Origin of the sequence: Polaribacter sp. Asnod6-C07 (assembly GCF_045063625.1) — a bacterium.
Lineage (GTDB): Bacteria > Bacteroidota > Bacteroidia > Flavobacteriales > Flavobacteriaceae > Polaribacter > Polaribacter vadi_A.
The window spans coordinates 716,078-741,072 of sequence record NZ_JBEFOF010000005.1; the positions used below are offsets into that span (position 1 = coordinate 716,078).

23 protein-coding genes are annotated in these 24,995 nt (G+C 29.1%); 12 read left to right on the forward strand and 11 right to left on the reverse strand.

Features of this window, described 5'->3' with window-relative positions; translation table 11 throughout:
* Window positions 1-4 precede the first annotated feature (4 nt).
* Window positions 5-487 (forward strand): thioredoxin family protein, encoded by a 483-nt coding sequence (locus tag ACJJVK_RS03075; RefSeq protein ID WP_405563028.1) that lies wholly within the window; start codon window positions 5-7, stop codon window positions 485-487.
* Here the strand turns inward: ACJJVK_RS03075 and ACJJVK_RS03080 are convergent.
* Window positions 484-1,080 carry a hypothetical protein gene (locus ACJJVK_RS03080; RefSeq protein ID WP_405563030.1) on the reverse strand — a complete coding sequence of 199 codons (597 nt, stop codon included), beginning with the start codon at window positions 1,078-1,080 and terminating at the stop codon, window positions 484-486. The two genes, ACJJVK_RS03075 and ACJJVK_RS03080, sit on opposite strands and share 4 nt — an antisense overlap.
* A 125-nt stretch (window positions 1,081-1,205) precedes the next feature.
* Here ACJJVK_RS03080 and mfd point away from each other — a divergent pair, with 125 nt between their 5' ends.
* Both mfd and ACJJVK_RS03090 read left to right on the forward strand, forming a co-directional pair.
* Entirely contained in the window at window positions 1,206-4,538 is a 3,333-nt protein-coding gene (gene mfd / locus ACJJVK_RS03085; protein ID WP_405563033.1) for a transcription-repair coupling factor, read from the forward strand.
* 36 nt (window positions 4,539-4,574) lie between these two features.
* Window positions 4,575-5,432 carry a DMT family transporter gene (locus ACJJVK_RS03090; protein ID WP_405563036.1) on the forward strand — a complete coding sequence of 286 codons (858 nt, stop codon included), beginning with the start codon at window positions 4,575-4,577 and terminating at the stop codon, window positions 5,430-5,432.
* 304 nt (window positions 5,433-5,736) lie between these two features.
* Here the strand turns inward: ACJJVK_RS03090 and ACJJVK_RS03095 are convergent, their stop codons facing one another.
* The 6 genes from ACJJVK_RS03095 to ACJJVK_RS03120 form a co-directional block, all read right to left on the reverse strand.
* Window positions 5,737-6,462 (reverse strand): metallophosphoesterase family protein, encoded by a 726-nt coding sequence (locus tag ACJJVK_RS03095; protein WP_405563039.1) that lies wholly within the window; start codon window positions 6,460-6,462, stop codon window positions 5,737-5,739.
* A 69-nt stretch (window positions 6,463-6,531) separates the two neighbouring features.
* Window positions 6,532-7,809, reverse strand: a complete 1,278-nt coding sequence (locus ACJJVK_RS03100; protein WP_405563042.1) for an outer membrane protein assembly factor — start codon at window positions 7,807-7,809, stop codon at window positions 6,532-6,534.
* A complete protein-coding gene (locus ACJJVK_RS03105) occupies window positions 7,809-8,552 on the reverse strand; it encodes a hypothetical protein (protein WP_405563044.1) in 744 nt (247 codons plus the stop codon). The genes ACJJVK_RS03100 and ACJJVK_RS03105 overlap by 1 nt, the downstream gene beginning before the upstream one ends.
* Window positions 8,553-8,562: 10 nt before the next feature.
* Window positions 8,563-9,396, reverse strand: coding sequence for a universal stress protein (locus ACJJVK_RS03110; RefSeq protein ID WP_215993922.1), 834 nt, complete (start codon window positions 9,394-9,396; stop codon window positions 8,563-8,565).
* 79 nt (window positions 9,397-9,475) lie between these two features.
* On the reverse strand, window positions 9,476-10,477 hold the full coding sequence (locus ACJJVK_RS03115; RefSeq protein WP_405563046.1) for a glycoside hydrolase family 113: 1,002 nt from the start codon (window positions 10,475-10,477) through the stop codon (window positions 9,476-9,478).
* Window positions 10,478-10,503: 26 nt separating this feature from the next.
* Window positions 10,504-11,373 (reverse strand): hypothetical protein, encoded by an 870-nt coding sequence (locus ACJJVK_RS03120; protein WP_405563049.1) that lies wholly within the window; start codon window positions 11,371-11,373, stop codon window positions 10,504-10,506.
* A 176-nt stretch (window positions 11,374-11,549) separates the two neighbouring features.
* On the opposite strand from ACJJVK_RS03120, the gene ACJJVK_RS03125 reads away from it, so the two are divergent.
* The 8 genes from ACJJVK_RS03125 (at window position 11,550) to ACJJVK_RS03160 (ending at window position 20,620) form a co-directional block, all read left to right on the forward strand.
* A complete protein-coding gene (locus ACJJVK_RS03125) occupies window positions 11,550-12,899 on the forward strand; it encodes an NAD(P)/FAD-dependent oxidoreductase (RefSeq protein ID WP_405563051.1) in 1,350 nt (449 codons plus the stop codon).
* A 47-nt stretch (window positions 12,900-12,946) separates the two neighbouring features.
* Window positions 12,947-14,569, forward strand: a complete 1,623-nt coding sequence (locus ACJJVK_RS03130) for a 4Fe-4S binding protein (RefSeq protein ID WP_405563053.1) — start codon at window positions 12,947-12,949, stop codon at window positions 14,567-14,569.
* Window positions 14,570-14,677: 108 nt separating this feature from the next.
* A complete protein-coding gene (locus tag ACJJVK_RS03135) occupies window positions 14,678-15,154 on the forward strand; it encodes a toxin-antitoxin system YwqK family antitoxin (RefSeq protein WP_405563056.1) in 477 nt (158 codons plus the stop codon).
* Entirely contained in the window at window positions 15,155-15,847 is a 693-nt protein-coding gene (locus tag ACJJVK_RS03140) for a glycosyltransferase family 2 protein (RefSeq protein ID WP_405563059.1), read from the forward strand.
* Window positions 15,847-17,337, forward strand: coding sequence for a cellulose synthase family protein (locus tag ACJJVK_RS03145; RefSeq protein ID WP_405563062.1), 1,491 nt, complete (start codon window positions 15,847-15,849; stop codon window positions 17,335-17,337). Before ACJJVK_RS03140 ends, ACJJVK_RS03145 begins: the two co-directional genes overlap by 1 nt.
* On the forward strand, window positions 17,337-18,731 hold the full coding sequence (locus tag ACJJVK_RS03150; protein WP_405563064.1) for a mannosyltransferase: 1,395 nt from the start codon (window positions 17,337-17,339) through the stop codon (window positions 18,729-18,731). Before ACJJVK_RS03145 ends, ACJJVK_RS03150 begins: the two co-directional genes overlap by 1 nt.
* Before the next feature lie 58 nt (window positions 18,732-18,789).
* Entirely contained in the window at window positions 18,790-19,803 is a 1,014-nt protein-coding gene (locus ACJJVK_RS03155; protein WP_215993931.1) for a LacI family DNA-binding transcriptional regulator, read from the forward strand.
* Between the two features lie 4 nt (window positions 19,804-19,807).
* Entirely contained in the window at window positions 19,808-20,620 is an 813-nt protein-coding gene (locus tag ACJJVK_RS03160; RefSeq protein WP_405563067.1) for an HAD family hydrolase, read from the forward strand.
* Window positions 20,621-20,629: 9 nt separating this feature from the next.
* Here ACJJVK_RS03160 and ACJJVK_RS03165 read toward each other — a convergent pair whose 3' ends face one another.
* The 4 genes from ACJJVK_RS03165 to ACJJVK_RS03180 are packed head-to-tail and all read right to left on the reverse strand — an operon-like array spanning window position 20,630 to window position 23,355.
* Window positions 20,630-21,052, reverse strand: coding sequence for a secondary thiamine-phosphate synthase enzyme YjbQ (locus ACJJVK_RS03165; protein ID WP_405563070.1), 423 nt, complete (start codon window positions 21,050-21,052; stop codon window positions 20,630-20,632).
* A gap of 3 nt (window positions 21,053-21,055) precedes the next feature.
* Window positions 21,056-22,006: a carbon-nitrogen hydrolase family protein gene (locus ACJJVK_RS03170; protein ID WP_405563073.1), complete on the reverse strand. Its 951-nt coding sequence runs from the start codon at window positions 22,004-22,006 to the stop codon at window positions 21,056-21,058.
* A gap of 15 nt (window positions 22,007-22,021) precedes the next feature.
* On the reverse strand, window positions 22,022-22,552 hold the full coding sequence (locus ACJJVK_RS03175) for a hypothetical protein (RefSeq protein ID WP_405563075.1): 531 nt from the start codon (window positions 22,550-22,552) through the stop codon (window positions 22,022-22,024).
* Between the two features lie 11 nt (window positions 22,553-22,563).
* A complete protein-coding gene (locus ACJJVK_RS03180) occupies window positions 22,564-23,355 on the reverse strand; it encodes a DUF2797 domain-containing protein (RefSeq protein ID WP_405563078.1) in 792 nt (263 codons plus the stop codon).
* A 58-nt stretch (window positions 23,356-23,413) separates the two neighbouring features.
* Between ACJJVK_RS03180 and ACJJVK_RS03185 the strand changes: the two genes are divergently transcribed.
* Window positions 23,414-24,922: a GH3 auxin-responsive promoter family protein gene (locus ACJJVK_RS03185; RefSeq protein WP_405563079.1), complete on the forward strand. Its 1,509-nt coding sequence runs from the start codon at window positions 23,414-23,416 to the stop codon at window positions 24,920-24,922.
* The last annotated feature ends 73 nt before the right edge of the window (window positions 24,923-24,995 follow it).

Here is a 24,995-nt window from a genome sequence, read left to right on the forward strand (position 1 = left end):
ATAGATGAAAAGTAAAGTTCTAATTATTATTTTTTTCTTCGGATGTTTTGCCTTAAAAGCTCAACACTCAGAAATTAAACCAAAAGAATATTCGTTTTCTGAAGTTGAAAGTTTGCAAAAAAACGACCCAAAACCTCTATTTATTTTCATCTATACAGATTGGTGTAAGATCTGTGAAGGAATGAAAAAAACTACATTTAAGAACAATGAAGTTATTTCACTTTTAAATAACCAATTTTATTTTATCAAATTAAATGGAGAAGAAAAAAATGACATCACTTTTTTAGGCAAAACATTCTTCTACAAACCTTCTGGAAATAAAACAGGAACAAACCAATTGGCTAAAGAATTAGCATTTATAGGAGGCAAAATAAGTTACCCAACAACAACAATTCTAAATTCAAAATTTGAAATAGATATTCAGGTTGATAGTTTTATCAACAGTAAAAAAATGAAGAAAATATTAGAAAATTATCTTAACCACTAATGGTCCATTTCCCAAATACGTTTTCTACCTGTATCTCTTCTAATTCTATTTCTACCAGAAGAACCACCTCCTGAACCAGAAAAAGAAAAACGGTAAACAATAGCGCCACCAACATAAATATGAGATCCTTGGCTTTGTAAACCATAGTAATTTATCTTGTACATCGCTTGTCCATTTAAGCCAAATCTATCAGAAAGCCAAAGAGTTCCACCTCCACCAACATTAATAAACGGAGCTAAATAATCTTTTGTATCTACCAAACTACCTCCTAATAAAGCATAAATAGAAAGCGTATTTTCTGATGTTCCAAAATCGTACCTAATATCTCCATCAAAGGTTGTGTACTGTATTCCTTCATTTCTAGATGTTGAAATTGCAGCAGATAAAGTGATATTCGTAAATGCATAAGTAGCCAATGTAAATCTAGGAAACTGATCAGAATATCTAAATCCAACAGAAGAGCCATCTTCTTCAGAATAAAGTAAACCTGCAGCACCTACACCAATTGCCCATTTATTATTTGCATCTTGCGCACTAACATTACTTTTAATTAGTAGTACAAAAATTAACAGAATTAAAATTTTAAATTTCATAATCTCAGGGTTTTGTTCGTATTCATAACTTCTTTTCTTACAAATATATTATAATATTGCATAAAATGTCTTTATCTGCTGTTTTTTCTAGGTTAAGAAAGCTACATTTGTAAAAACATTTTACGTTGAGTAAGCAGAACATTGTAAATCAATATCAAAAATCTGCGAGTGTTTCGCAGATCATTAGAGCCCTTCAACAAGACAAAAACCATTTTCAAATTACGAATTTGGTTGGGTCTTCATTCTCTTTTATTATTTCTGAAACTTTTAAAAGTGCAGATAAGCCTTATCTTTTAATTTTTAATGATAAAGAAGAAGCCGCTTATTATTTAAATGATTTAGAGCAACTTTTAGGTGATAAAAATGTACTTTTTTATCCTGGTTCTTACAGAAGACCCTACCAAATAGAAGAAACCGACAATGCCAATGTATTGTTACGTTCAGAGGTATTAAACAGAATAAATTCTCGCAAAAAACCAGCTGTAATTGTAACTTACCCAACTGCATTATTCGAAAAAGTAGTAACTAAAACAGAACTAGACAAAAACACCTTAAAAATTGCAGTTAGCGATAATTTATCGCTAGATTTTGTAAACGAAGTTTTATTCGAATACAAATTTAAACGTGTAGATTTTGTTACAGAACCTGGAGATTTCTCTGTAAGAGGTGGAATAATAGATGTTTTTTCTTTTTCTAATGATGAACCTTACAGAATTGAATTTTTTGGTGATGAAATTGACAGTATCAGAACTTTTGATGTAGAAACTCAATTATCTAAAGAAAAACTGAAAAAAGTTTCGATAATGCCAAATGTAGAAAACAAGGCATTGCAAGAAAAAAGAGAAAGTTTTTTAAAGTACATATCATCAAAAACCATCATTTTTACAAAAAACACAGAATTACTTTCTAATAGCCTCGACAAATTTTTTAGCAAAGCTGATGTTGCATTTAAAGAATTATCCAAAGAAATTAAGCACGCAAAACCGTCTGAATTATTTTGTGATGGTAATTTCATTAAAAATCAATTGCAAGATTTTACATTGATAAATTTTGGAAATTCCAATTCAGATGAAAAATCTGATGTTGTTTTTAACACACAACCTCAACCTTCTTTTAACAAACAATTCAATTTATTAATTGATAATTTAGAGGAATACCACAAAGCTGGTTTTACGAATTATATTTTTTGTGCAAACGAACAGCAAGCAAAACGTTTTCACGATATTTTTGATGATGCTGATCAAGAAGTACATTACGAAACTATAGTTTTTCCTCTTTATCAAGGTTTTGTTGATGTAGATCGTAGATTGGTTTGTTATACAGATCATCAAATTTTTGAACGTTATCATAAATTCCGATTAAAAAATGGTTACGCTAAAAAGCAAGCTATTACTCTTCAAGAACTAAATAAACTTGAAATTGGCGATTATGTAACACACATGGATCATGGAATTGGAAAGTTTGGTGGTTTGCAAAAAATTGATGTTCAAGGCAATAAACAAGAAGCTATTAAATTAATTTATGGAGAACGCGATATTTTATATGTAAGTATACACTCTCTTCATAAAATATCAAAATTTAATGGTAAGGATGGTAAAGCACCCAAAATTTACAAATTAGGTTCTGGTGCTTGGAAAAAAATAAAACAAAAAACAAAAGCGAGAGTTAAACACATTGCTTTTAATTTAATTCAGTTGTATGCCAAAAGAAAACTACAAAAAGGATTTGCTTTTGGTCCAGACACTCACATACAACACGAATTAGAAGGTAGTTTTATGTACGAAGATACTCCAGATCAATTTACAGCCACACAAGATGTAAAAAATGATATGGAAAAAGAACAACCCATGGATAGATTGGTTTGTGGTGATGTTGGTTTTGGAAAAACAGAAGTAGCTGTAAGAGCTGCTTTTAAAGCAGTAGATAATGGTAAGCAAGTTGCCATTTTAGTACCAACTACAATTTTAGCTTTTCAGCATTACAAAACGTTTTCAGAAAGGTTAAAAGATTTTCCAATAAAGATTGATTATCTAAATAGATTTAGAACTGCAAAACAAAAAACCATTGCAATTGATGGCGTAAATAATGGCGAAGTTGATATTATTATTGGTACACATCAGTTAACCAATCAGCGTATAAAATTTAAAGATTTAGGGCTTTTAATTATTGATGAAGAGCAAAAGTTTGGTGTTGCTGTAAAAGACAAACTAAAAACTTTAAAAGAAAATGTAGATACTTTAACCCTTACTGCTACTCCAATTCCGAGAACTTTACAATTTAGTTTAATGGCTGCCAGAGATTTGTCTGTCATAAAAACAGCACCACCAAACAGGCATCCCATAGACAGTAATGTGATTCGTTTTTCTGAAGAAACTATTCGTGATGCAATTTCTTACGAAGTTTCTAGAGGAGGACAAGTTTTCTTTATCCACAATAGAATCGAAAACATTAAAGAAGTTGCAGGTTTATTACAAAGATTGGTTCCATCTGCAAAAATAGGGATTGGTCATGGACAAATGGAAGGGAAAAAACTAGAGGAATTGATGCTCGGTTTTATGGCAGGCGATTTTGATGTTTTAGTATCAACAACCATTATAGAAAGTGGTTTAGATGTTCCTAATGCAAATACTATTTTTATAAACAACGCAAATAACTTCGGATTGTCTGACTTGCATCAAATGCGTGGAAGAGTTGGTAGATCTAACAAAAAAGCTTTCTGTTATTTTATAACACCTCCTTATCATATGATGACAGATGATGCCAGAAAACGTATTGAAGCTTTGGTGTTATTTTCTGATTTAGGAAGTGGAATTAACATAGCCATGAAAGATTTAGAAATTCGTGGTGCAGGAGACTTATTAGGTGGTGAACAAAGTGGGTTTATAAATGATATTGGTTTTGATACTTATCAAAAAATATTACAAGAAGCTATTGAGGAGTTGAAAGAAAATGAGTTTAAAGAACTGTATCCAGAAGATAATTCTAAACCAAAAGAGTATGTAAAAGAAGTACAAATAGATACTGATTTTGAAATCCTTTTTCCTGATGATTATATAAATTCTATTACAGAAAGATTAGCACTATACAACAAACTAGGTACTTTAAAAGAAGAAAAAGAATTACAAGTTTTTGAATCTGAAATTACTGATAGGTTTGGAGAAATACCAACTAAAGTTGAAGATTTATTAGATTCTGTACGTATAAAATGGTTGGCAAAAGATTTAGGTTTAGAAAAAATCATCTTAAAACAAAAAAGAATGATAGGCTATTTTGTTGCCAATCAACAAAGTGATTTTTACCAAACAGAAGCTTTTTCTAGAATGCTAAAATACGTTCAACAAAACCCTAAAAGTTGTGTTATGAAAGAAAAACAAACAAAATCTAGTTTGCGTTTAATGATTACTTTTATTAGGATTGATTCTGTAAAAACAGCTTTAAAAATTTTACAGAAAATATAAAACATCTTTTAAGTAGCATTAAATTAAAAATTTACAATGCAAAATCAACACGCAAAAAATTTATCTATTTTACTTTTAGCAACGCTATTTGTAAGTACTTCTGGTGTTTTAGGCAGGTATATAGCAATGCCAGCAGAAGCCATTATTTTATGTAGGGCTTTTATAGCATCAATTTTAATGTTTGTTTTTTGTAAATACAAAAAAATAGATTTTAAAATAAAAACAACAAAAGATAAAATTTCTTTTTTAATAGGTGGTTTTTTAATGGGTGCACATTGGGTAACTTATTTTTACGCATTAAAACTCTCTAATGTTGCATTGGGTATGTTATCTATTTATACTTTTCCTGTAATTACAGCTTTTATAGAACCTTTTTTTAGTAAAAAAAGAATAAACATAGTGCATATTTTTTTAGCTATTTTAGTTTTAATTGGAGTCTATATTTTAGTACCAGAATTTTCCTTAGAAAACAATGAATTAAAAGGGATTTTATTCGGAATACTTTCTGCTTTCTTTTATGCGCTTAGAAATTTAATGGTAAAAAAAGAAGTTACAAAATACGATAGCAGTCTACTAATGTACTATCAAATGATTGTAGTTACTGTTTTATTAATACCTACTTTATTTTTTAGTGATTTTTCTAATACAGTCAATCAACTACCTTTATTACTATTGGTAGCTTTATTAACTACAGCTATTGGGCATACTTTAATGGTAAAGTCTTTAAAGCATTTTTCTGCAACAACAACTAGTATTATTAGCAGTGTACAACCAATTTTTGGTATAATAATGGCTTACCTTTTTGTGAATGAAATACCTAGTTTTAATACTTTTATTGGTGGTTGTTTAATATTATCTACGGTAATTATAGAAAGCTTTAGAAGTAGAAAATAATATTTACTTTTTTTTGATGTCAATCAATATATAATTTTCGTTTTATTTTTCATGCAATTAATCACCATAAATATTGGTGCTTGGTAATGCCAAAAATATATTCAAGAAAGAAAGGTGTAAGATTTGTTTTTACACCTTTTTTTGTTTTTAAAGAATCTAGTTATTATGTTTTTAGTAAAAAAGCCAACAAACAAGTTTAGCCCTGATTGAACGACTTGTTTGAGCTCTTTTTGTTTTTCACAAAAAAGCGAGTAGTGAAAGCAGGAAATAGCTACAAAAAGAGAATATTTTTATACTGATGCTATTAGTTTCTACCTTTTTCATTAGGATATAATCCTGGTAAATTATCACTCTGAAAATAAGCTTTGGTATCGATATTTATGGCAGTAATTTTACCTTTAAATGCAGCTCCAGTATCTATATTCCAAAGATTTGCAATGTTTACTGGTGTAGGTATTCCGTAATTAGTAGTTGGTGTGTGGCCAATATAAATTTCTTTATAATGTTGCAACCTTTTAGGATAAAATGAGGTGTCTTTAGCAATATTTTTATCCATAGAAACAGCCATTTCCCACAAAGTTCTGTCTAAGCAAAATGTTTTCTGAAAAGGTTCTTTTTCTACACCATGCATAGAAGTAAAACCTGCATGTAAAAAAAGTCTGTTATTATTATCTAAATAATACATTTTGGCATTTTCGAAAAAAGCAATGTGTTCCTTTTTTTCTGCTATAGAAAAATAGTGGTAACTCTCCATCGTTTCTTTACCTCCATGCATATACCAAGAAGGGTTTACAGTATCATTTTTTAGCCAATCTTCGCACCAAACATCATGATTCCCTTTTATAAAAATACAGTCTATTTTTTTGGATAAATCAATTAAAGTATCCACAACTTGTGCAGATTCACTCCAGCCATCTACATAATCTCCCATAAAGATAATTTTATCTCCGTCTTTAAGTTCTAATTGATTTAGTACTTGGGTAAGTGCTTTTAAACCTCCATGAATATCTCCAATTGCAAATGTTCTCATTGTATTTTTTTAGTTGAACAAAACTAACTTGTTTTTGCTAAAACTAAAATAATTGACATTAAATTATTATTAAAAATACTGTCCTATTCCGAAAACCAAACCTCCTTTAGATTGACCTCTATGATTTATAACACTAAAACCATAATCGATTCTAAAGGTTGCATTGTATATTTTTTTACTGATAAAACGTAAACCAACTCCTGAATAAATTCTGATAATTTCGCTTCTAAAAAAGTCATTAAATTCACCTCCTGGATCTCTCCAAGAACCAAAATCTGTAAAAACATTAGTTTGTATTGCCAACCATTTTTTGTCGTAAACTGTGTGTCTGTATTCTGTGTTTAGCACAAAAATACCTGTACCTCTATCTACCAGAATCCCTACACCTCTTAAGTTTAAATTATTATCTACTGCAAATGGAGCAAATGGCGTGTTTTCGTTAGATGCTAAGCCAAAACGTAACCTGTTTGCCCAATTACCTTTTTCTTTTATTCTTTTAAAATAAAAGAAATCGTTCCAAAAAATGTAAAAATCGTTTTGAAAGTCGTTTTCTGTAATTACATATTGTGCGTATAAAATACTTTTAAAACCACTTATGTATTGATAAAAATAGTCTAAACTATCAAAAGAATACACCATTTTAAGCAAAGCTTTGTTTAAGTCCAATTTTTGCGGAATTGCTGGATCTGTAGCTCCTGATAAATATTGATATTTTTCTTTAAATAAGTTTACACCAAAATTAATTTCATGTTTTAGGTTAATTTGATACAAGCCCAAGGCTTCTACAGAAATATTATTGTAAAGATAATTAGCAGATTGATTTTTAAAATAAAGCGGTTCTTCACTTTTCCAGTTTTGGTGATTTAAAGCCAAACCCCATTTTTTTGAAAACAAGTTTGGCGCTTTAAAATTGATGGCATAAGAATCGAAACCATTGTTTTGATAAAAGCCACCAAAGGTGATGTTTCTGCCTAAAAAATTATAATCGTACAAACCTAATTTATAAGAAAACTGATTGTTTGTGGCTGTCCAAAGATTTACATTGGGTAAAATGGTATAATTTTCTTCGATGTAAATAAAAACATTATATAAGTTTTTATCTGAATAAAATACTTGATAATAAGCGTGACCAATTGCTGGTAATCGTTTTAAAAGAACAATATCTTTCTCTAAAGTAATTGAATCTAAAGGTTGCCCTTCTTTTGATGTTATGATTGATTTTAAAAAAGGAATATTCACCTTTTTTGCACCGTTAATTTTTAGAGCTACAATTTGTTTTTCTTGTGATAAAATAACTGCAGAGCATCCTAAAAAAAATAAAAAGAAGAGAAATTTTCTCAATGTCATTATTGGACTATAAACGAATTTTCTATCACCAAATTTACCCAATTATCTTCACTTACAGCCATAAGTGTAAAATTATACGTAGCATCTGCTACTAAATCTTCTGGTGTTGTTGTATTAATATTTAATACAACATTGCTTGTATCGTAAAATTGAAAATATTGATCGTAAGTATAAGTACCAGAAATAAACTCATCATCTTCATCAGAAATAACCTGAAAATAAATGGCATTATCTGTGGTATCAAAGTCAGACCAAGTAAATTTTGGCATTAAACTTTCTGTTTGATCTATAGTTACTTCTTCTTCCCAAACTGTTGAATTCGTATCATTTTTTAAACGAATAGGATTCGATTTATGTAATTTACCATCTGTTAAATAAGTAACAATACACCAAGCTTCTTCTGAATCTGATCTAGTAAACTGTTGTAGTTTTCCGCCAAAAACATCGCTAGAAGTTAAGGCTTCTCTTCTGTAATTGGAAAAATCATTTTCATCTACATCTGTAGCTTCTGTTTCGTAATACCTAATATCTGTAGCTCCATCTATAGGATAATAAAAAATATAGGTTGTACTTGTACTACCATCTGCACTTGCTGCACATGCAATTACTTCATCTAATTCTCTACCAGAATTGACATTAATATATTCTTCTAGGTTTCTTGGTGTTGTAATATCATTATCTTCTGAACAAGAAAATAAAAAGGATATCGTTATAAGAAGAAAAAGAAGATATTTTAATTTCATATATAATTTTTTAGATTTTAAAGGTCATAATTGGTAATGTTGCATGATTAGAAACATCTTCTGAAATACTACCAGAAAAAAGATGCGCTAAACCAGTTCTACCATGTGTAATTAATGTAATTAAATCTGCACCTGCAGCATTAGAATAATTTAAAACCCCTTGTTCTATAGACTTTGCACAAACAATATTAACATTTATTAAACGATCTATATTACCCTCTGCTTTGATTAAAAAATTATTTGCTAAAGCATCCATTTCTGGAGTAGTTTTAAAATCTTCGTTGGGTAAATTTACATATATTAAATGTTTTTTTGCATTTAAAAAATCTAAAGTAGCTAGCATGTTTTTATACGCTGGTATAGATTCTTCAGAAAAATCTGTTGCAAAAACTATATTTTTAAAGTTAACATCATTCAATTCATTTTTAATAACTAGAACTGGCACTTCAGAATGTCTTATAACTTTTTCTGTATTAGAGCCCGTAAAAAACTCTTTTAACCCAGTTGCACCATGAGAACCCATAATAATTAAATCTGCTTTTACTTCTTTAGCAATATCATTTATTTCGCTAAAAACTTTAAAATGTTTAACAATAGGTACAACCTTTATGTCTTTTAAAAAGTCTTTTTGTAAAAATTTTTCAAACTTTTTTTCTGCTAATTTTAAAAAGTAAACTGCTTTTTCTTTACTAAAATCTGGACTTTGAGATAAGTTAACTTCATTTAAGTCTAACATATGTAAAGCATAAATAACAATATCTGTTTTTTTTGCAAATAGTGCTGCAGCTTTTAAAGCATATTCTGAGTGATTTGAGAAATCTATTGGTACAATAATTTTTTTCATGATTATCTGTTTTTAATTAATATTACAAATATAGATTTGATACACATCTTATTTCAAGATATTTATCATCTTTTAAAAATTATTTATGAAATAGCTTTCTTAAAAGCTCTTCTGCTGGTTTGTTTTGAGGTGTAAACCTATTATTTTCTAGTCCACCCACTTTATCATGCCTATGAAACCATTTCCAGACAAAACCACCTGCAAACCAATCTTCTTTCCAAAACTGATTGTGTATGGCTTGTAAACCATTGGCTTGTGCTTCTAAATTTACACTGCCTTGCATTCTATTAAATTCCCAAGGACGTCTGCCAGTAAAATCTACACTTCTATAACCAAACTCTGTAAATAAAACAGGCTTATTATTTTTTTGTTGAACTCTACTAATTTCTTCTTTGTGAGTTTTCCATCCTAACTCAAAATCGGCTACAGTTGGTGATTTTTTTTCTGATAAAGGAAAATAAGCATCAATACCTATAAAATCTAATTGTTGCCAAAAAGGCAATCTTTTATACTCATCCCAATTTGCAGCATAAGTTAACTTACCTTTATAAACTTCTCTGATTTCTATAATTAATTGCTGCCAATATTCTGGTCTGTTCACCACAAATTCTTCTAACTCTGTACCTATACAAAGAATTTCTGCATTAATATTTTCGGCTGCTTTAGCATAAGTTAAAATATAATTTCTGTAAGAATTTTCTAAAATTACCCAGTTTTCTTCAGAATTTGCTTTTAAATCGCCAGTAAAACCACCTCTTCTCAACCATAAATGAGGCTTTATCATAATTTTAACCCCTACTTTTTTAAACTCTTTAGCATATTGAAACAAGCCATTTTCTGATTCGCCAAACCATTCTCTGTTTGTGTTGAATTCAATTTTTGGAATTTCGATATTTCGAATAAAACTGTAAGGCATTAAGGCAACAAAATTACCTTTCGTTTTTAAAACAGGTTTTATGTGATTAATGTTTATAGAATCTCTTGACGCTACAAAACTTAAACCGTTTATTTTTTTTGATTGACTTGTACAAGATAATTGTAAAAATACAATAGCTACTAAAAAGAGAATTTTTGTTTTCATAAATCCCTTAAAAATAGTTCTTTTTGCTAAAACAATGCTCTTAAACCAATGTTAAAACTTTGTCCTAAACCAGTATCTGTACCTCTAACAAATTTACTGTACAAAACCTCTAAATTTAAAGTGTTTGTTAATTGATATTTACCACCAAAACCTACTGAAGAAAAATCTTGAGTAAAATCTCCAAAACGTTGGTAATGTTGTACAAAACCTAAAATTGTAGATTTATCACTAGGAAAATAACTCATAAATAATCCTGGTGCTAACACAAAAGTTTTATCAGCAAAACTGGCATCATCACCAAAATTATATTCTGTATTTAACTCTGTAAACAATTGCCAATTACCACTTGGTAATGTATAATCATAAAAAAAACGGTTCTGAAAAGTGTAAGCTGTTTGATCTAAATAAACACCATTTGCATCAGTTTCGTTCTCTATTAAAGGTATATGAAAAGCACTTTGAATAGAAAAATTACCAATACTTTGAATAGGTTGCCATTTTAAAGCTGGGGCAAAAGAAGATAAACCATTTCTAGAGCTATTGTCATCAGCAAAACTAAAAACAGAAGTAGCACTTTTATCATTAATTGCATTAGACCTATACTCTAAAAGCAAACCTATATTTAATCTATTATTATCAGAAATACCTGTAAAAATATCTACAGTAGATGTAAAATAAGTTTCTCTTGCTTTATCTGCCTTTACGCCATTATTAGTGGCTTTAGTTTCTGTATATAAGTTGTTAAAAAACTTAACATCCCACTGACCTTTATTTAATAATTTAGATGGTGTATAAGTTTGAATATTACTCTTAGTATCTTCATTTTCTTGTGCTAAAGCATTTACATTAATAATTAAAACTAAGGCAACTAAAATTTTTAAATAATGATTTTTCATATTGGTTGATTTTATTTTTAAACTTTTTTGTATTTAATTACAACATAGGTCTTATCATTTTTTAATTACTTACAATTTTAATTTCACAACTTTTATTTATATTAATTCTAAATTACTAAGAAGTTTTAAGTTCTTAACTTTAGCTTCGACATAAACCAAGAATTAATCATCTAACTATGGAACACATTGTTATTATTGGAAATGGAATATCTGGAGTTACAGCTGCCAGACACATCAGAAAAAATTCTGATAAAAAAATTACCATTATTTCTGCAGAGACCAAATATTTCTTTTCTAGAACTGCATTAATGTATGTTTATATGGGGCATATGAAATTTGAACACACTCAGCCTTATGAAAATTGGTTTTGGGACAAGAATAACATCAACCTAAAAAGTGGTTTTGTTTCTAAAATTAATACAGATGATAAAATCTTAGAATTTAAAGATACTTCTACACTTTCTTATGATAAATTAATCATTGCAACTGGTTCTAAACCGAATAAATTTGGTTGGCCAGGCCAAGATTTAGATGGTGTTTTAGGAATGTATCACAAGCAAGATTTAGAAAATTTAGAAAAGTTTGCACCTAATAACAAGGTTTGTAAAAGAGCTGTAATTGTAGGTGGAGGATTAATAGGCATTGAATTGGCAGAAATGCTAAGAAGCAGAAAAATACCTGTTACATTTCTAGTAAGAGAAGCTAGTTTTTGGAACGGAGTTTTACCTGCCCAAGAATCTGAATTGATTAACAAACACATTGCAGCACATCATATAGACTTGCGATTGAGTACCAATTTAAAAGAAATAAAATCTGATGAAAATGGTAAAGTTAAATCGATAATTATTGAAGAAACTGGAGAAGAAATTCCTTGTAATGTTGTTGGTTTAACAGCTGGTGTAACACCAAATATCGATTTTTTAAAAGACTCAGGAATTGAAACTAAAAGAGGTGTTTTAGTAAATCGTTTTTTAGAAACTAATATTACTGATGTTTATGCAATTGGTGATTGTGCAGAACAACATGAAGCTATAGGCCAAAGAAGAAATATTGAGGCTGTTTGGTATACAGGTAGAATGATGGGAGAAACTTTAGCGCAAACAATTTGTAACAAAAAAACAGCATACAAACCAGGTCATTGGTTTAATTCTGCAAAATTCTTAGATATAGAATACCAAACTTATGGATGGGTTTTTAGCGAAAGAAATAAGCAAGAAAATGAAGCTTATTTTCAATGGCAACATCCAAAAGAAAATATTTGTATTACCATTTCTTATGATAAAAACAGTAATAAATTTTTGGGGATAAATACTTTCGGAATTCGAATGCGACACGAAATTTTTGATAAATGGTTGTCAGAAAACCAATCAATTGAACACGTTTTAGAATATTTAAAGGATGCCAATTTTGATCCTGAATTTTACAAATTGTATGAAGCTGAAATTGTGGCAAAATTCAATCAAGAAAACAACACAAACATTCAAGTAAAAAAGAAAAGTTGGAAACGAATTTTCTCAAAAGCATAACAAAAGAAAAAATTAATTCATCCAACTAACATCATAAAATCATCATTTTGAAACTAATAAAACAAACAGGCTTAATCGTATTTTTAATAGGATTATCAATCTTTATAGCATCTCTTTTTACAGGTAATTTCTCTTTCACAGAAAAAGAATTAGAGACTTACATTGCTGAAAAAGGATATAAAAGTGAAATTATCAAAAACGAATTATCAAAAGCAATTGTTACAGAAGAAAATTTAAATATTTTTCAATTTTCAAGTGGGGTAATTAATGCATTTGAAAATTCTAATAAGCATTATAATGCTTTAATTTCAAAATACAATTCAGAAAAAAACTGGACTAAAAAAGGCGAGCAATATCAATATAAAATAGGAGGAAAACCACATTCATTAAGTTTTGAATTGGCAAAAAAAGCAGGCAAAGGTTTTATAACAGAAAACACAGGTTTAGCTTGGTTTTTAACTTTTGGGTTGGGAATTATTGGAGCACTAATGTTCATAGTTCCTGATGTTGTTTTACTTGGAAAACCAGGGATTAAAAACGACGGAATATTTTTAAGTGCTGCCACAAATAGAGGTTGGATTGGCTGGTTTGCATTTATCTTTTTAGTTACTTTTTATATTTTATTATATTTCTATCCAGATTTAATTGTAAACTGGGTGTATTTGGTAGACCCAATTAGCAAATTTATTAGTGGAAATACTGCAAGTCAGTGGTTTTTATACGGATTTTTATACTGTGTTGTGATGACAGTAATGGCAGTTAGAATGTATATAAAATACAGACATAATAAATATCAAATTTTAAGAACAACTTCTGTTTTATTCTTCCAAATTGTATTTGCATTTTTAATTCCAGAAATTTTAGTTCGTTTCGAAAAACCTTGGTACGATTTTAAAAATGCATTTCCTTTAGATTACGATTTTTTCTTTAAATGGAATATTGATGAGCTAATTGCTAGTGGTGGTTTTGGATTGTTTATTTTAGTTTGGGGAATTGTTTTAACCATTGTAGTTGTGCCAGTAATGGTTTATTTCTTCGGAAAAAGATGGTACTGTTCTTGGGTTTGTGGTTGTGGAGGCTTGGCTGAAACTTTAGGAGATCCTTATAGACAAAACTCGAGTAAAACACTACTTTCTTGGAGAGTAGAACGTATTGTAATTCATTCTGTTTTGGTTTTTGTTTTGGTAATGACAGGTTTTGCATTGTACACTTTCTTTACTGAAGCAAATCAAGTTTTAGGCATTAAAACACAAACCATTCAAGACATTTATGGATTCTTAATAGGTTCTATTTTTGCAGGTGTAATTGGTACAGGGTTTTATCCAATATTTGGTAACAGAGTTTGGTGTAGATTTGGTTGCCCATTAGCTGCATATTTAGGTTTTGTACAACGTTTTAAATCGAGGTTTAGAATTACCACTAATGGTGGACAATGTATTTCTTGCGGAAACTGTTCTACGTATTGTGAGCAAGGAATAGATGTTAGATCTTATGCACAAAAGGGAGAAAACATTGTACGTTCTAGTTGTGTGGGATGTGGAGTTTGTTCTGCTGTGTGCCCAAGAGGTGTATTAAAACTAGAAAATGGCCCTGAAGATGGTAGAATAAATCCTACTGATGTTTTATTAGGTAATGATGTTGATTTAATGAATTTAGTTAACAAAAAATAAAACATCCCAAAAACTACTCCTTAAAAAAAAGAGAATTATTTTAATTATAACAACAAACTAAGACAAATTAAAAAATGTCTTATTGAGCTTGTTGTAGCCTATTTTAACATGAAAAACATACTTACATTTTGTTTCATTTTTTTATCAATTGTTGTTTTTGCTCAAAAAACATATCAAAAAGAATATTTTAAAAATGGAAAACTAAAAGAAGAAGGCTGGCTTTTTAATGAAAAAAAAGTTGATTATTGGAAGTTTTATTACAAAAACGGTAACATAAAAGAAGAAGGTCGTTATAAAAACGGAAAAAAAGTAAAATATTGGTACTTTTACAGCGTGAACGCAATTCCTGAAAAAGAAGGTCATTATAAAATGGGTTTACAAAGTGATTGGTGGTTATTTTATGATAAAAACGGGAATATTAATCATAAATGCCAACTTAAAAATAATAAAAAAAACGGATACTGTTTGATTTACAAAAAGAACAAACTTATAAAAGCTTCTAAATTTAAAGGTGGCAAAAAAATAAAAGAATGGACAGATTTTTCATCTTTTAGAAAAGAGAACAATCTAAACGATTTAAGATAAATGCAACCAATCATAAAAGTAATTATTCCTGCTTATAATGAGCAAGACTCTATAGGTTCTGTAATAAAAGACATTCCTAAAATTGTTGATGAAATTATTGTTGTAAACAACAATTCTACAGACAATACTATTTTAAACGCAGAAAAAGCAGGCGCAACTGTTTTAACCGAAACTAAAAAAGGGTATGGTTATGCTTGTTTAAAAGGTATGGATTACATCAGCAAACAAAAAACAAAACCAGAAATTATTGTTTTTTTAGATGGTGATTATTCAGATTACCCAGAACAATTATCAGAAATTATTGCTCCTATTATTAATGATGATGTCGATTTTGTTGTTGGTGCTAGAGTAAAAAAACTAAGAGAAGAAGGTGCAATGACACCTCAACAAGTTTTTGGTAACTGGTTAGCAACCTTTTTAATGAAATTATTTTTTAACGCTAAGTTTTCTGACTTAGGGCCATTTAGAGCAATAAAATACAATAAACTACTAGCACTTAATATGATAGACAAAACTTATGGTTGGACAGTTGAAATGCAACTAAAAGTATTAAAACAAAGATTAAGTTATGTAGAAATACCTGTAAAATATAGAAACAGAATTGGTGTCTCAAAAGTTTCAGGTACAGTAAAAGGTACTATATTTGCAGGAATTAAAATTTTAAGTTGGATTTTTAAATACAGTTTTAAATAATGGTTCTAGAATATATAATAATAATTATCTACTCTATTAGTTTGTTGCTTATTTTTATGTATGCCATAGCGCAACTAAACCTTTTGGTAAACTATTTAAAAAACAGAAATAAAGAAGATAACTCTCCGAAATTCGATTTTACCAATCCAGAAGAAATACCTTTTGTAACCATACAATTACCCGTTTATAACGAATTGTATGTAATGGAACGTTTGTTAGAAAACATTGCTAAAATTGATTACCCTACAGAAAAACTAGAAATTCAAGTTTTAGACGATTCTACTGATGAATCTGTAGAAATGACTGCTAAACTTGTTGCAGATATTCAAAAAAAGGGTTTAGACATTCAGCATATTAGAAGAAGCAATCGTAAAGGTTTTAAAGCAGGTGCATTAAAAGAAGGTTTAGAAATTGCTAAAGGTGAATATATTGCCATTTTTGATGCTGACTTTTTACCAAAAACAGATTGGTTAAAACAAACTGTACCTTATTTTAAAAATCCAGAAATTGGAGTTGTACAAACAAGATGGGGGCATATTAATAGAGATTATTCTACGCTTACTAAAATTCAAGCTTTTGCATTAGATGCGCATTTTACACTAGAACAAGTAGGTAGAAATAGTAAAGGACATTTCATAAACTTTAATGGTACAGCTGGTATTTGGCGTAAAGAAACCATTTACGACGCTGGTAATTGGGAGGGTGATACACTTACAGAAGATTTAGATTTAAGTTATAGAGCACAATTAAAAAACTGGAAATTTAAATATTTAGAAAAAGTAGAAACACCTGCAGAATTGCCTGTAGTAATTAGTGCTGCAAGATCTCAACAATTTAGATGGAATAAAGGTGGTGCAGAGAATTTTCAGAAAATGATAAAACGAATTGTCACTAATAAAAACTCTTCTTTTAAAACCAAAATTCATAGTATGCTGCATTTATTAAACAGCTCTATGTTTACATGTATTTTATTAGTTGCCATTTTAAGTATACCAATGTTATACATTAAAAATGAATATGCTCATTTAAAAATCTACTTTTTTGTAATGAGCTTTTTTGTAGTTAGCACTCTTATATTTTTTACATGTTATTGGTTTATGTACAAAAATATTTATGGTGGTGGTTTTAAAAGATTTATTAGGTATATAGGAGCATTTTTTACATTTTTCTCTATAGCAATGGGCTTTTCTTTACACAATACAATTGCTGTTTTAGAAGGTCATTTTGGCAAGAAAAGTGAGTTTGTAAGAACACCAAAATTTAATATAAAAAACCTAAAAGACGGCTGGAAAACCAATAAATACATTAAAAAGAAACCTTCTGTACACGTTGTTTTAGAAGGCTTACTTTCTCTATATTTTGTATTTGGTATGTATAGCGCATTTGTGGTAGGAGATCAAGGAGGTGATTTTGGTTTATTCCCATTTCACTTTATGTTATTTATTGGGTTTTCTTATGTTTTCTTTAAATCGATATTTTCTAAAGCTTAGTGTCTTTTCTTAAAAAATATCAGCATGTTATATTAATTTCAATAAGTATTGTTTTATATTTTTTCTTTGCTTATTTTTTAGAAAGAACTCAATTTAATATTTTAATTTTTTTATGGTTTTCTCTCTTCGGATGTTTTTATCTGCTGATGAAAAACAACGAAATCTCATTTTCTAATTTAGTAGGAATTTCTATTATTTTTAGATTGATATTCTTGTTTGCAACCCCTAATTTATCTCAAGATTTTTACAGATTTATTTGGGATGGAAGAATGATTCTTGAAGGTTTAAATCCGTATTTATCATTACCAGAAACTTTTATTCAACAACACAATTATCCAATTGCAGAAGCTGCTGAATTGTATTCTGGAATGGGTGAATTAAATGGAAGTCATTACACCAATTACCCACCTTTAAATCAGCTTTGTTTTTTTATAGCAGCACTTTTTTCTAGTAAAAGTATTTTTGGTTCTGTTGTCGTTTTAAGGTTGATCATTATTTTGGCAGACATAGGAATCCTATTTTTTGGAAAGAAACTTTTAGAAAAAATAAACCTACCTGTAAAAAATATTTTTTGGTATGTTTTAAATCCTTTTATCATTATAGAAATGACTGGGAATTTGCATTTTGAACCAGTAATGTTGTTTTTCTTTATTTTTGGGATGTACAAATTACATCAAAAAAAATGGCTTTTAGCAGCTATATTAATTGGCTGTTCAATTTCTGTAAAACTAATTCCTTTATTGTTTTTACCATTATTTTTTCAATGGTTTATTAAAATTTATGGCAAGGACAAAACAAACAATATAAAATGGATTGGTTTTAAATTTAAGTCCAAAAAGATGTTTCAAATAGTATCTTTTTACACCATAATAATCCTTGTAAATATTATTTTATTTCTACCTTTTTTATCATCAACATTAATTTCTAATTACTCTAATTCTGTAGGTTTGTGGTTTGGTAAATTCGAATTTAATGCAAGTTTTTATTACATTTTTAGAGAAATTGGCTACTTATTTAGAGGCTATAATGAAATTGCAATCATTGGTAAAATAACACCAATTTTAACCATTCTATTTTTACTTTTTCTAACTTTTTTCAAAAAAAACATCAGCATAAAACAGCTATTTACAACAATGTTATTTAGCTTATGTTTTTATTATTTTACATCAACAACAGTTCATCCTTGGTATGTAGCTACTCCAATTATCTTATCCGTTTTTACAAAATATAAATTCCCTATGGTTTGGAGTTTGGTAATCATTTTAAGTTATCAAGCTTATTCAAATAATCCTTGGCAAGAAAATTTATGGTTTGTTGCACTTGAATATATTATAGTTATTTCATTCTTAGTTTATGAAATCATAAAAAAAACCTTTAGAAAAAATTACATTTAATAATTTTTTAAAATGTGAGTCGTTAATATTTTTATATCTTAGTGGCTAAGTTTATTTTATGAAAAAACTAACCATAAAAGATATTGCCAAAGAATTTAATGTCTCTATTTCTACAGTTTCAAAGGCATTAAATGATAGTTATGAAATTAGCGAAGGCACCAAAGCAAAAATTCAAAAATATGCCAAAGAGCATAATTACAAACCTAATTTTAATGCATTAAGTTTAAAAAATAGAAGCACAAAAACTATTGGCGTTATTATACCAACAATGCTTAATTATTTCTTTGCTCAAGTTTTTAAAGGTATAGAAAAAACAGCATTAGAAAATGGCTACAAGGTAATTACGTGTATTTCTAACCAATCTTTTGATAAAGAAGTAGAAATTATAGAAATGCTTTCTAATGGAAGTATTGACGGCTTTTTATTGTCTATGGCTAAAGAAACTGAACTAAAAAACAATTTTAATCACTTTAAAGAATCTATAGAAAACGGAACTCCTATTGTTATGTTTGATAGAGTAGCGCAATCGATTTCTTGTGATAAAATTATAACAGACGATTTTAATTCTGCAACAACTACTGTTGAGTTTTTATACAAAAAAGGACACAAGAGAATTGCTTTTATTTCTACAATGAGCGATTATAAAATTGGTAAACAACGTTTTTTAGGTTACAAAAAAGGTCTAGAAAAAATGGGACTTCCTTTTGATGAAAACTTGGTATTAAATATTAATGAAAGTGATTATAAAAAATACGGAAAAGAAGTAAAACCTTTTATAAAATCTACTGATTTAGATGCAGTAATGACAACTGGTGAATCTGTTGCTGTTTCTACAATGAAAGCACTTAGAAAAAGCGGAAAAAAAATACCTAAAGATGTTGCTGTTGTTGCATTTTCTAACGGAATTTTATCAAGACATTCTAGCCCTAAAATGACAACTATTAGTCAACATGGAGAGCAAATGGGTGCAAAAGCAACCCAAATTTTAATTGATAAATTAAAAAATAAAACCAAAGAGGTAGTTACTCAAGTAATTACTACAGATATGGTAATTAGAGATTCTACTAGATAAAAAAATGGACAATTTCTCGAAAGTAAAGTTAGTGGTTTCTGATATGGATGGAACCTTATTAAACTCGCAAGGTAAAGTGAGTCCTCTTTTTTTTGAACTTTTTAAAAAACTACAAAAAAATAACATTTATTTTTGCGCAGCAAGTGGCAGACAACACAATAGTATAGTGTCTAAATTAAATGACATTAAAGAAAAAATCCATGTAATTGCAGAAAATGGTGGAGTTGCCAAAAAAGGAGACAAAGTTTTACTTTCTAATTTTTTAGAGCCAGAAAAAGTAATCAATCTAATACCTGTTTTAAGGCAAATAGATGGTGCAAATATGGTTTTATGTTGCGATGGTTTTGCTTTTATTGAAAGTACAGACGAACGTTTTATCAATCTTTTTCAAGAATATTACCATAGTTTTCAACAAGTTGATGATCTTATGGAAATTGCAAAAACTACCCCCGTTTTTAAAGTTGCAGTGTATCATTTTGATTCTTCAGAAAAATTTATTTATCCAGCTATAAAACATTTAAAAAATGAAGTTTTACTAAAAGTATCTGGTAAAAATTGGTTAGACATTTCTGATGAAAAAGCAAACAAAGGAAATGCTTTAAGACATGTACAACAACTTTTAAATGTTACCAAAGCAGAAACAATGGTTTTTGGTGATTATCATAATGATATAGAAATGATGCAAGAAGCAGACTTTAGTTTTGCTATGGAAAACGCACATAAAGACATAAAAGAATTAGCCAATTACACTACAAAAAGCAATGATAATTATGGAGTTGAGCGTATTTTAGAAAAGCTGGTAAACACAAAAAAATAGCAAAATAATCTAAACTCCGAAAGCAGTAAGCACCAACTTTCTAGCACCTCCATAATTTCTGTGTTCACATAAATAAATTCCTTGCCAAGTACCTAAATTTAATTCTCCTTTAGTAATTGGTATTTCTACAGAACTCCCCAATAAAGAAGCTTTTAAATGAGCTGGCATATCATCAGAACCTTCGTAAGTATGAATATAATAAGGCGCATTTTCTGGCACCATTTTATTAAAATGACTTTCAAAGTCTAAACGAACAGTTGGGTCTGCATCCTCATTAATCGTTAAACTTGCAGAAGTGTGTTTTATAAACACTTTAAGAATTCCTTTTTCTATGGATTTTATTTCCAGAAATTCACCTAAAACAATATTTGTAATTAAATGAAAACCTCTTTTATAAGGTTGTAATTGTATTTCTTTTTGCTCGAAAATCATAATTTAATCATCAAAAGAAACTGTACTTTGTCTTTCTCTATTTACATGTAATTTGGTTACATCTGGCCTAGAATAATGACCAACAGCATCAAAATTTTGTCTTTCTTCTAAAACACGATTAAAATCTAACGTTTCTATAATTAAACCTTCTTTGTGTAAAACTGGTTCAATTAACCATTCTCCATTTGGTGATGCAATACAAGAACCACCATTTGCTAAAACATCTGGAGCATCTTTTATAATTTTATCATAATGAGGCACATCTTTAGGAAAGTCTGATTTTGCCATTAAACTAGAAACAGAAATTACAAAAGAACGAGATTCTCTTGCTATAAAACGTGTAATATCTTTTGTATTATGATCTGAACCTGGCCAAACAGCAATATGTAAATCTTCTCCTAAACCATACAAAGCAGTTCTTGGTAAAGGCATCCAATTTTCCCAACAATTTAAACCACCAACTGTAAATTCTTTTAGAGGATGTACTTGCAAACCATTTCCATCTCCAGGAGCCCAAGTTAAACGTTCATCATAGGTAGGCTGAAGCTTGCGATGTACAGATTTTATTTCTCCAACTTCATTTATATACACCAAAGAAGCATAAATACTATGTCCTCCTCTATTTTGAGCACGTTCCATAATCCCTAAGTAAATAGCAATTTTGTTTTCTTTTGCCAATTTACAAACTGAATCTAGCTCACCTTTTTCTATAGTTATCGAATTACGAACATAATGCGCATGAATTTCTTTATTTACTTTTAAATCCCATTTTGCACCCTCTGTTAAAGCCAACCAAAAAGGATAACCAGGCAACAAAGACTCTCCAAAAACAATGAGTTCGCAGTTTTCTTTTGCAGCATCTACAATTGATTTTTCAATTTTTTCAATTGTTTTTTCTTTATTTAACCAAACAGGAGAAATTTGTGCTAATGCAACTTTTAGGATGTTGTTCATGTTTTTATATTTCGATTACTTACAATCTGATTGAGTATATTTATTTTTCCACTGAATCCAGTATTCTTGCAAACCTTCTGGAGTTTGTTTTAATTCGCTAATATGTAGTTTATGCCCTGTCATTAAAACATTTTTCAATTCTTTTTTTCTTTTTAAAAGTGATGGACTATGATTCCAACCTCCAACGTGATCAAAAGAAGTAAAAGCATCACACTTCTCTTTTACTAATACAAAAGGAATTGATAATTTATAAATTACATTACCAGAACCCATTCCAATAGTATTCATTTCAATTTTTGAAAAATCTACCTTTCTATAGTCTTTTTCAATGTAAAGTGCCTTTAACTTAGTTCCAACCTTAGCCGACATTTTATTTGAAAATTGATGAGCTACATCTGATCCATTTATAAATTCTGGACCTATATACTCACCTTGGCATCCCTTATCAGAACAGTTAATATTTACCTTCTGAACAATACTAAGTTTCTCACAATTTTTAGGCATAGAGAATAATACAGGAAATAATAAAACGACTAACTGTTTCATTTCAAAATATTTTAAACCTCAATACTTACAACCAAACCTTCGTTACTTCTAACATTAAAAACAGTTTCATCATCGAAGATTAAATACTGACCTTTTATACCTACTAATTTTCCTGAATATTTTGGAGTTTTAATCAAATTTAAACTCTTAGGTTTTACAGGATATTTTACAACAGGAAAGTTAATATTCGTTTCAGAATTATTTTCAATAAAGTATTCTTTGGCCTCTTCTGGTATATATGCTTTTAACTTCTCTCTCCATTCTACTAAATTTTCATCTTCAATATCGTTCTTTAGCATTTTACGCCAATTTGTTTTATCTGCAACATGTTCTTTTAAAGCAACTTCTGTAATTCCTGCTAAATATCTGTTAGGTACTTCTACAATTTCTATGGCTTCATGTGCACCTTGATCTATCCATCTTGTGGGTACTTGCTGCTTTCTTGTAACTCCAACTTTTACATTGCTAGAATTTGCTAAATACACAATATGTGGTTGTAATTGCACCGATTTTTCATACACCAAATCTCTATCTTCGATATCTAAGTGTGCTTTACTTAACTCTGGACGCATGATCCAGTCTCCAGCATTTGGAGCATCAAAAAAACAAGATTTACAAAACCCTTGTCTGTAAATTTTCTTTTCTAAATGGCAGTTTAAACACTCGTAAGTAACAAACGAAAGTGTTATTTCTTTATTTAATAACTGATTCATATTTAAAAAATCAGTTTTCATATCTAAATAATACTGAATTTCAGTAGAATTTTCAGTTTTCATTTTTTTTAAGACTCCTTGATATTGCATAACAAAATTTAGTATTTTTAGCTTCTCACAAAATTACGTAAAAATTCGAACTTAATTTATGGCTTACCCCATTGTAAATTCTATAATTTCTTGGTTTTTAAAAAAACGTATTCATCAAATTGAATTGTTTTTAAAGTATCCTAATGATGTACAAGATGAACTACTTTTAAAATTAGTTGCTACTGCAAAAAGAACTGAATTTGGTAAAACACACCAGTTTTCATCTATCAAAAATTATAATGATTTTGTAAAACATGTACCTATACAGAAGTACGAAACTATAGAGCCTTTAATAGAAAGATGTAGACAAGGTGAACAAAATTTATTTTGGCCAACGCAAATAAAGTGGTTTGCAAAATCTAGTGGAACTACAAATGCAAAAAGTAAATTTATACCTGTAAGTGAAGAAGCTTTAGAGTATTGCCACATGAAAGCTGGTAAAGATATGTTGTGTTTGTACATTAATAATAACGAAGAAACGCAACTTTTTACGGGTAAAGGTTTAAAATTAGGTGGTAGTTCTGAGATTTACAAAGACAACAATTCTTACTTTGGTGATTTGTCTGCAATTATAACTGAAAACTTACCTTTTTGGGCAGATTACAGTTCTGCACCAAGCCAAGAAGTAGCTTTAATGGCTGAATGGGAAACCAAAATGGATGCTATTATAGAAGAAACTATAAACGAAAATATTACAAGTTTAGTTGGTGTACCAAGTTGGATGTTAGTGCTTTTAAATAACGTTTTAAAAAGAACAGGAAAAGATAATATTTTAGAGGTTTGGCCAAATTTAGAAGTATATTTTCATGGAGGCGTAAACTTTAATCCGTATTTGGAACAGTATAAAAAATTGATTCCGAAAAAAGATTTTAAATATTATGAAACTTATAATGCTTCTGAAGGTTTTTTTGCAATTCAAGACAGAAATGATTCTAAAGATTTATTGTTGATGTTAGACTATGGAATTTTCTATGAGTTTATACCTATGTCTAATTATAAAGGCGAAAATTCGAAAACAATACCAATTTCTGAAGTAAAAAAGGGCATAGATTATGCCTTAATTATTACTACAAATAGTGGCTTATGGCGTTATTTAATTGGTGACACCATTCGTTTTACTTGTTTAGAGCCTTATAGAATTAAAATTACTGGACGTACAAGACATTATATAAATGTTTTTGGTGAAGAGCTTAATATTGAAAATGTAGAAGATGCTTTAAAATTAGCTTGCCAAAAAACAGAAGCTACAATTGCAGATTATACTGTAGGCCCTATTTTTATGAAGGATAAAAAAAGTGGTGGTCACGAATGGATTATTGAATTTAATGAACATCCAGAAAACATGAATTATTTTACTGAAATGTTAGACAATGCTTTAAAATCTATTAACTCAGATTACGAGGCAAAACGTTATAATTCTATGACCTTAGCAATGCCAAAAATTCACGTTGCCAAAGAAGGTTTATTTTATGAATGGCTTAAGAAAAAAGACAAACTTGGTGGACAACATAAAGTACCAAGATTATCTAACCAAAGAGATTTTATTGAGGAGTTATTAAAACTTTAACTAACTCAAACTTCTATTTCACCAAATAAAACACCTTACTTACTCAATACTGATTTTTACTAGCATATGAAAA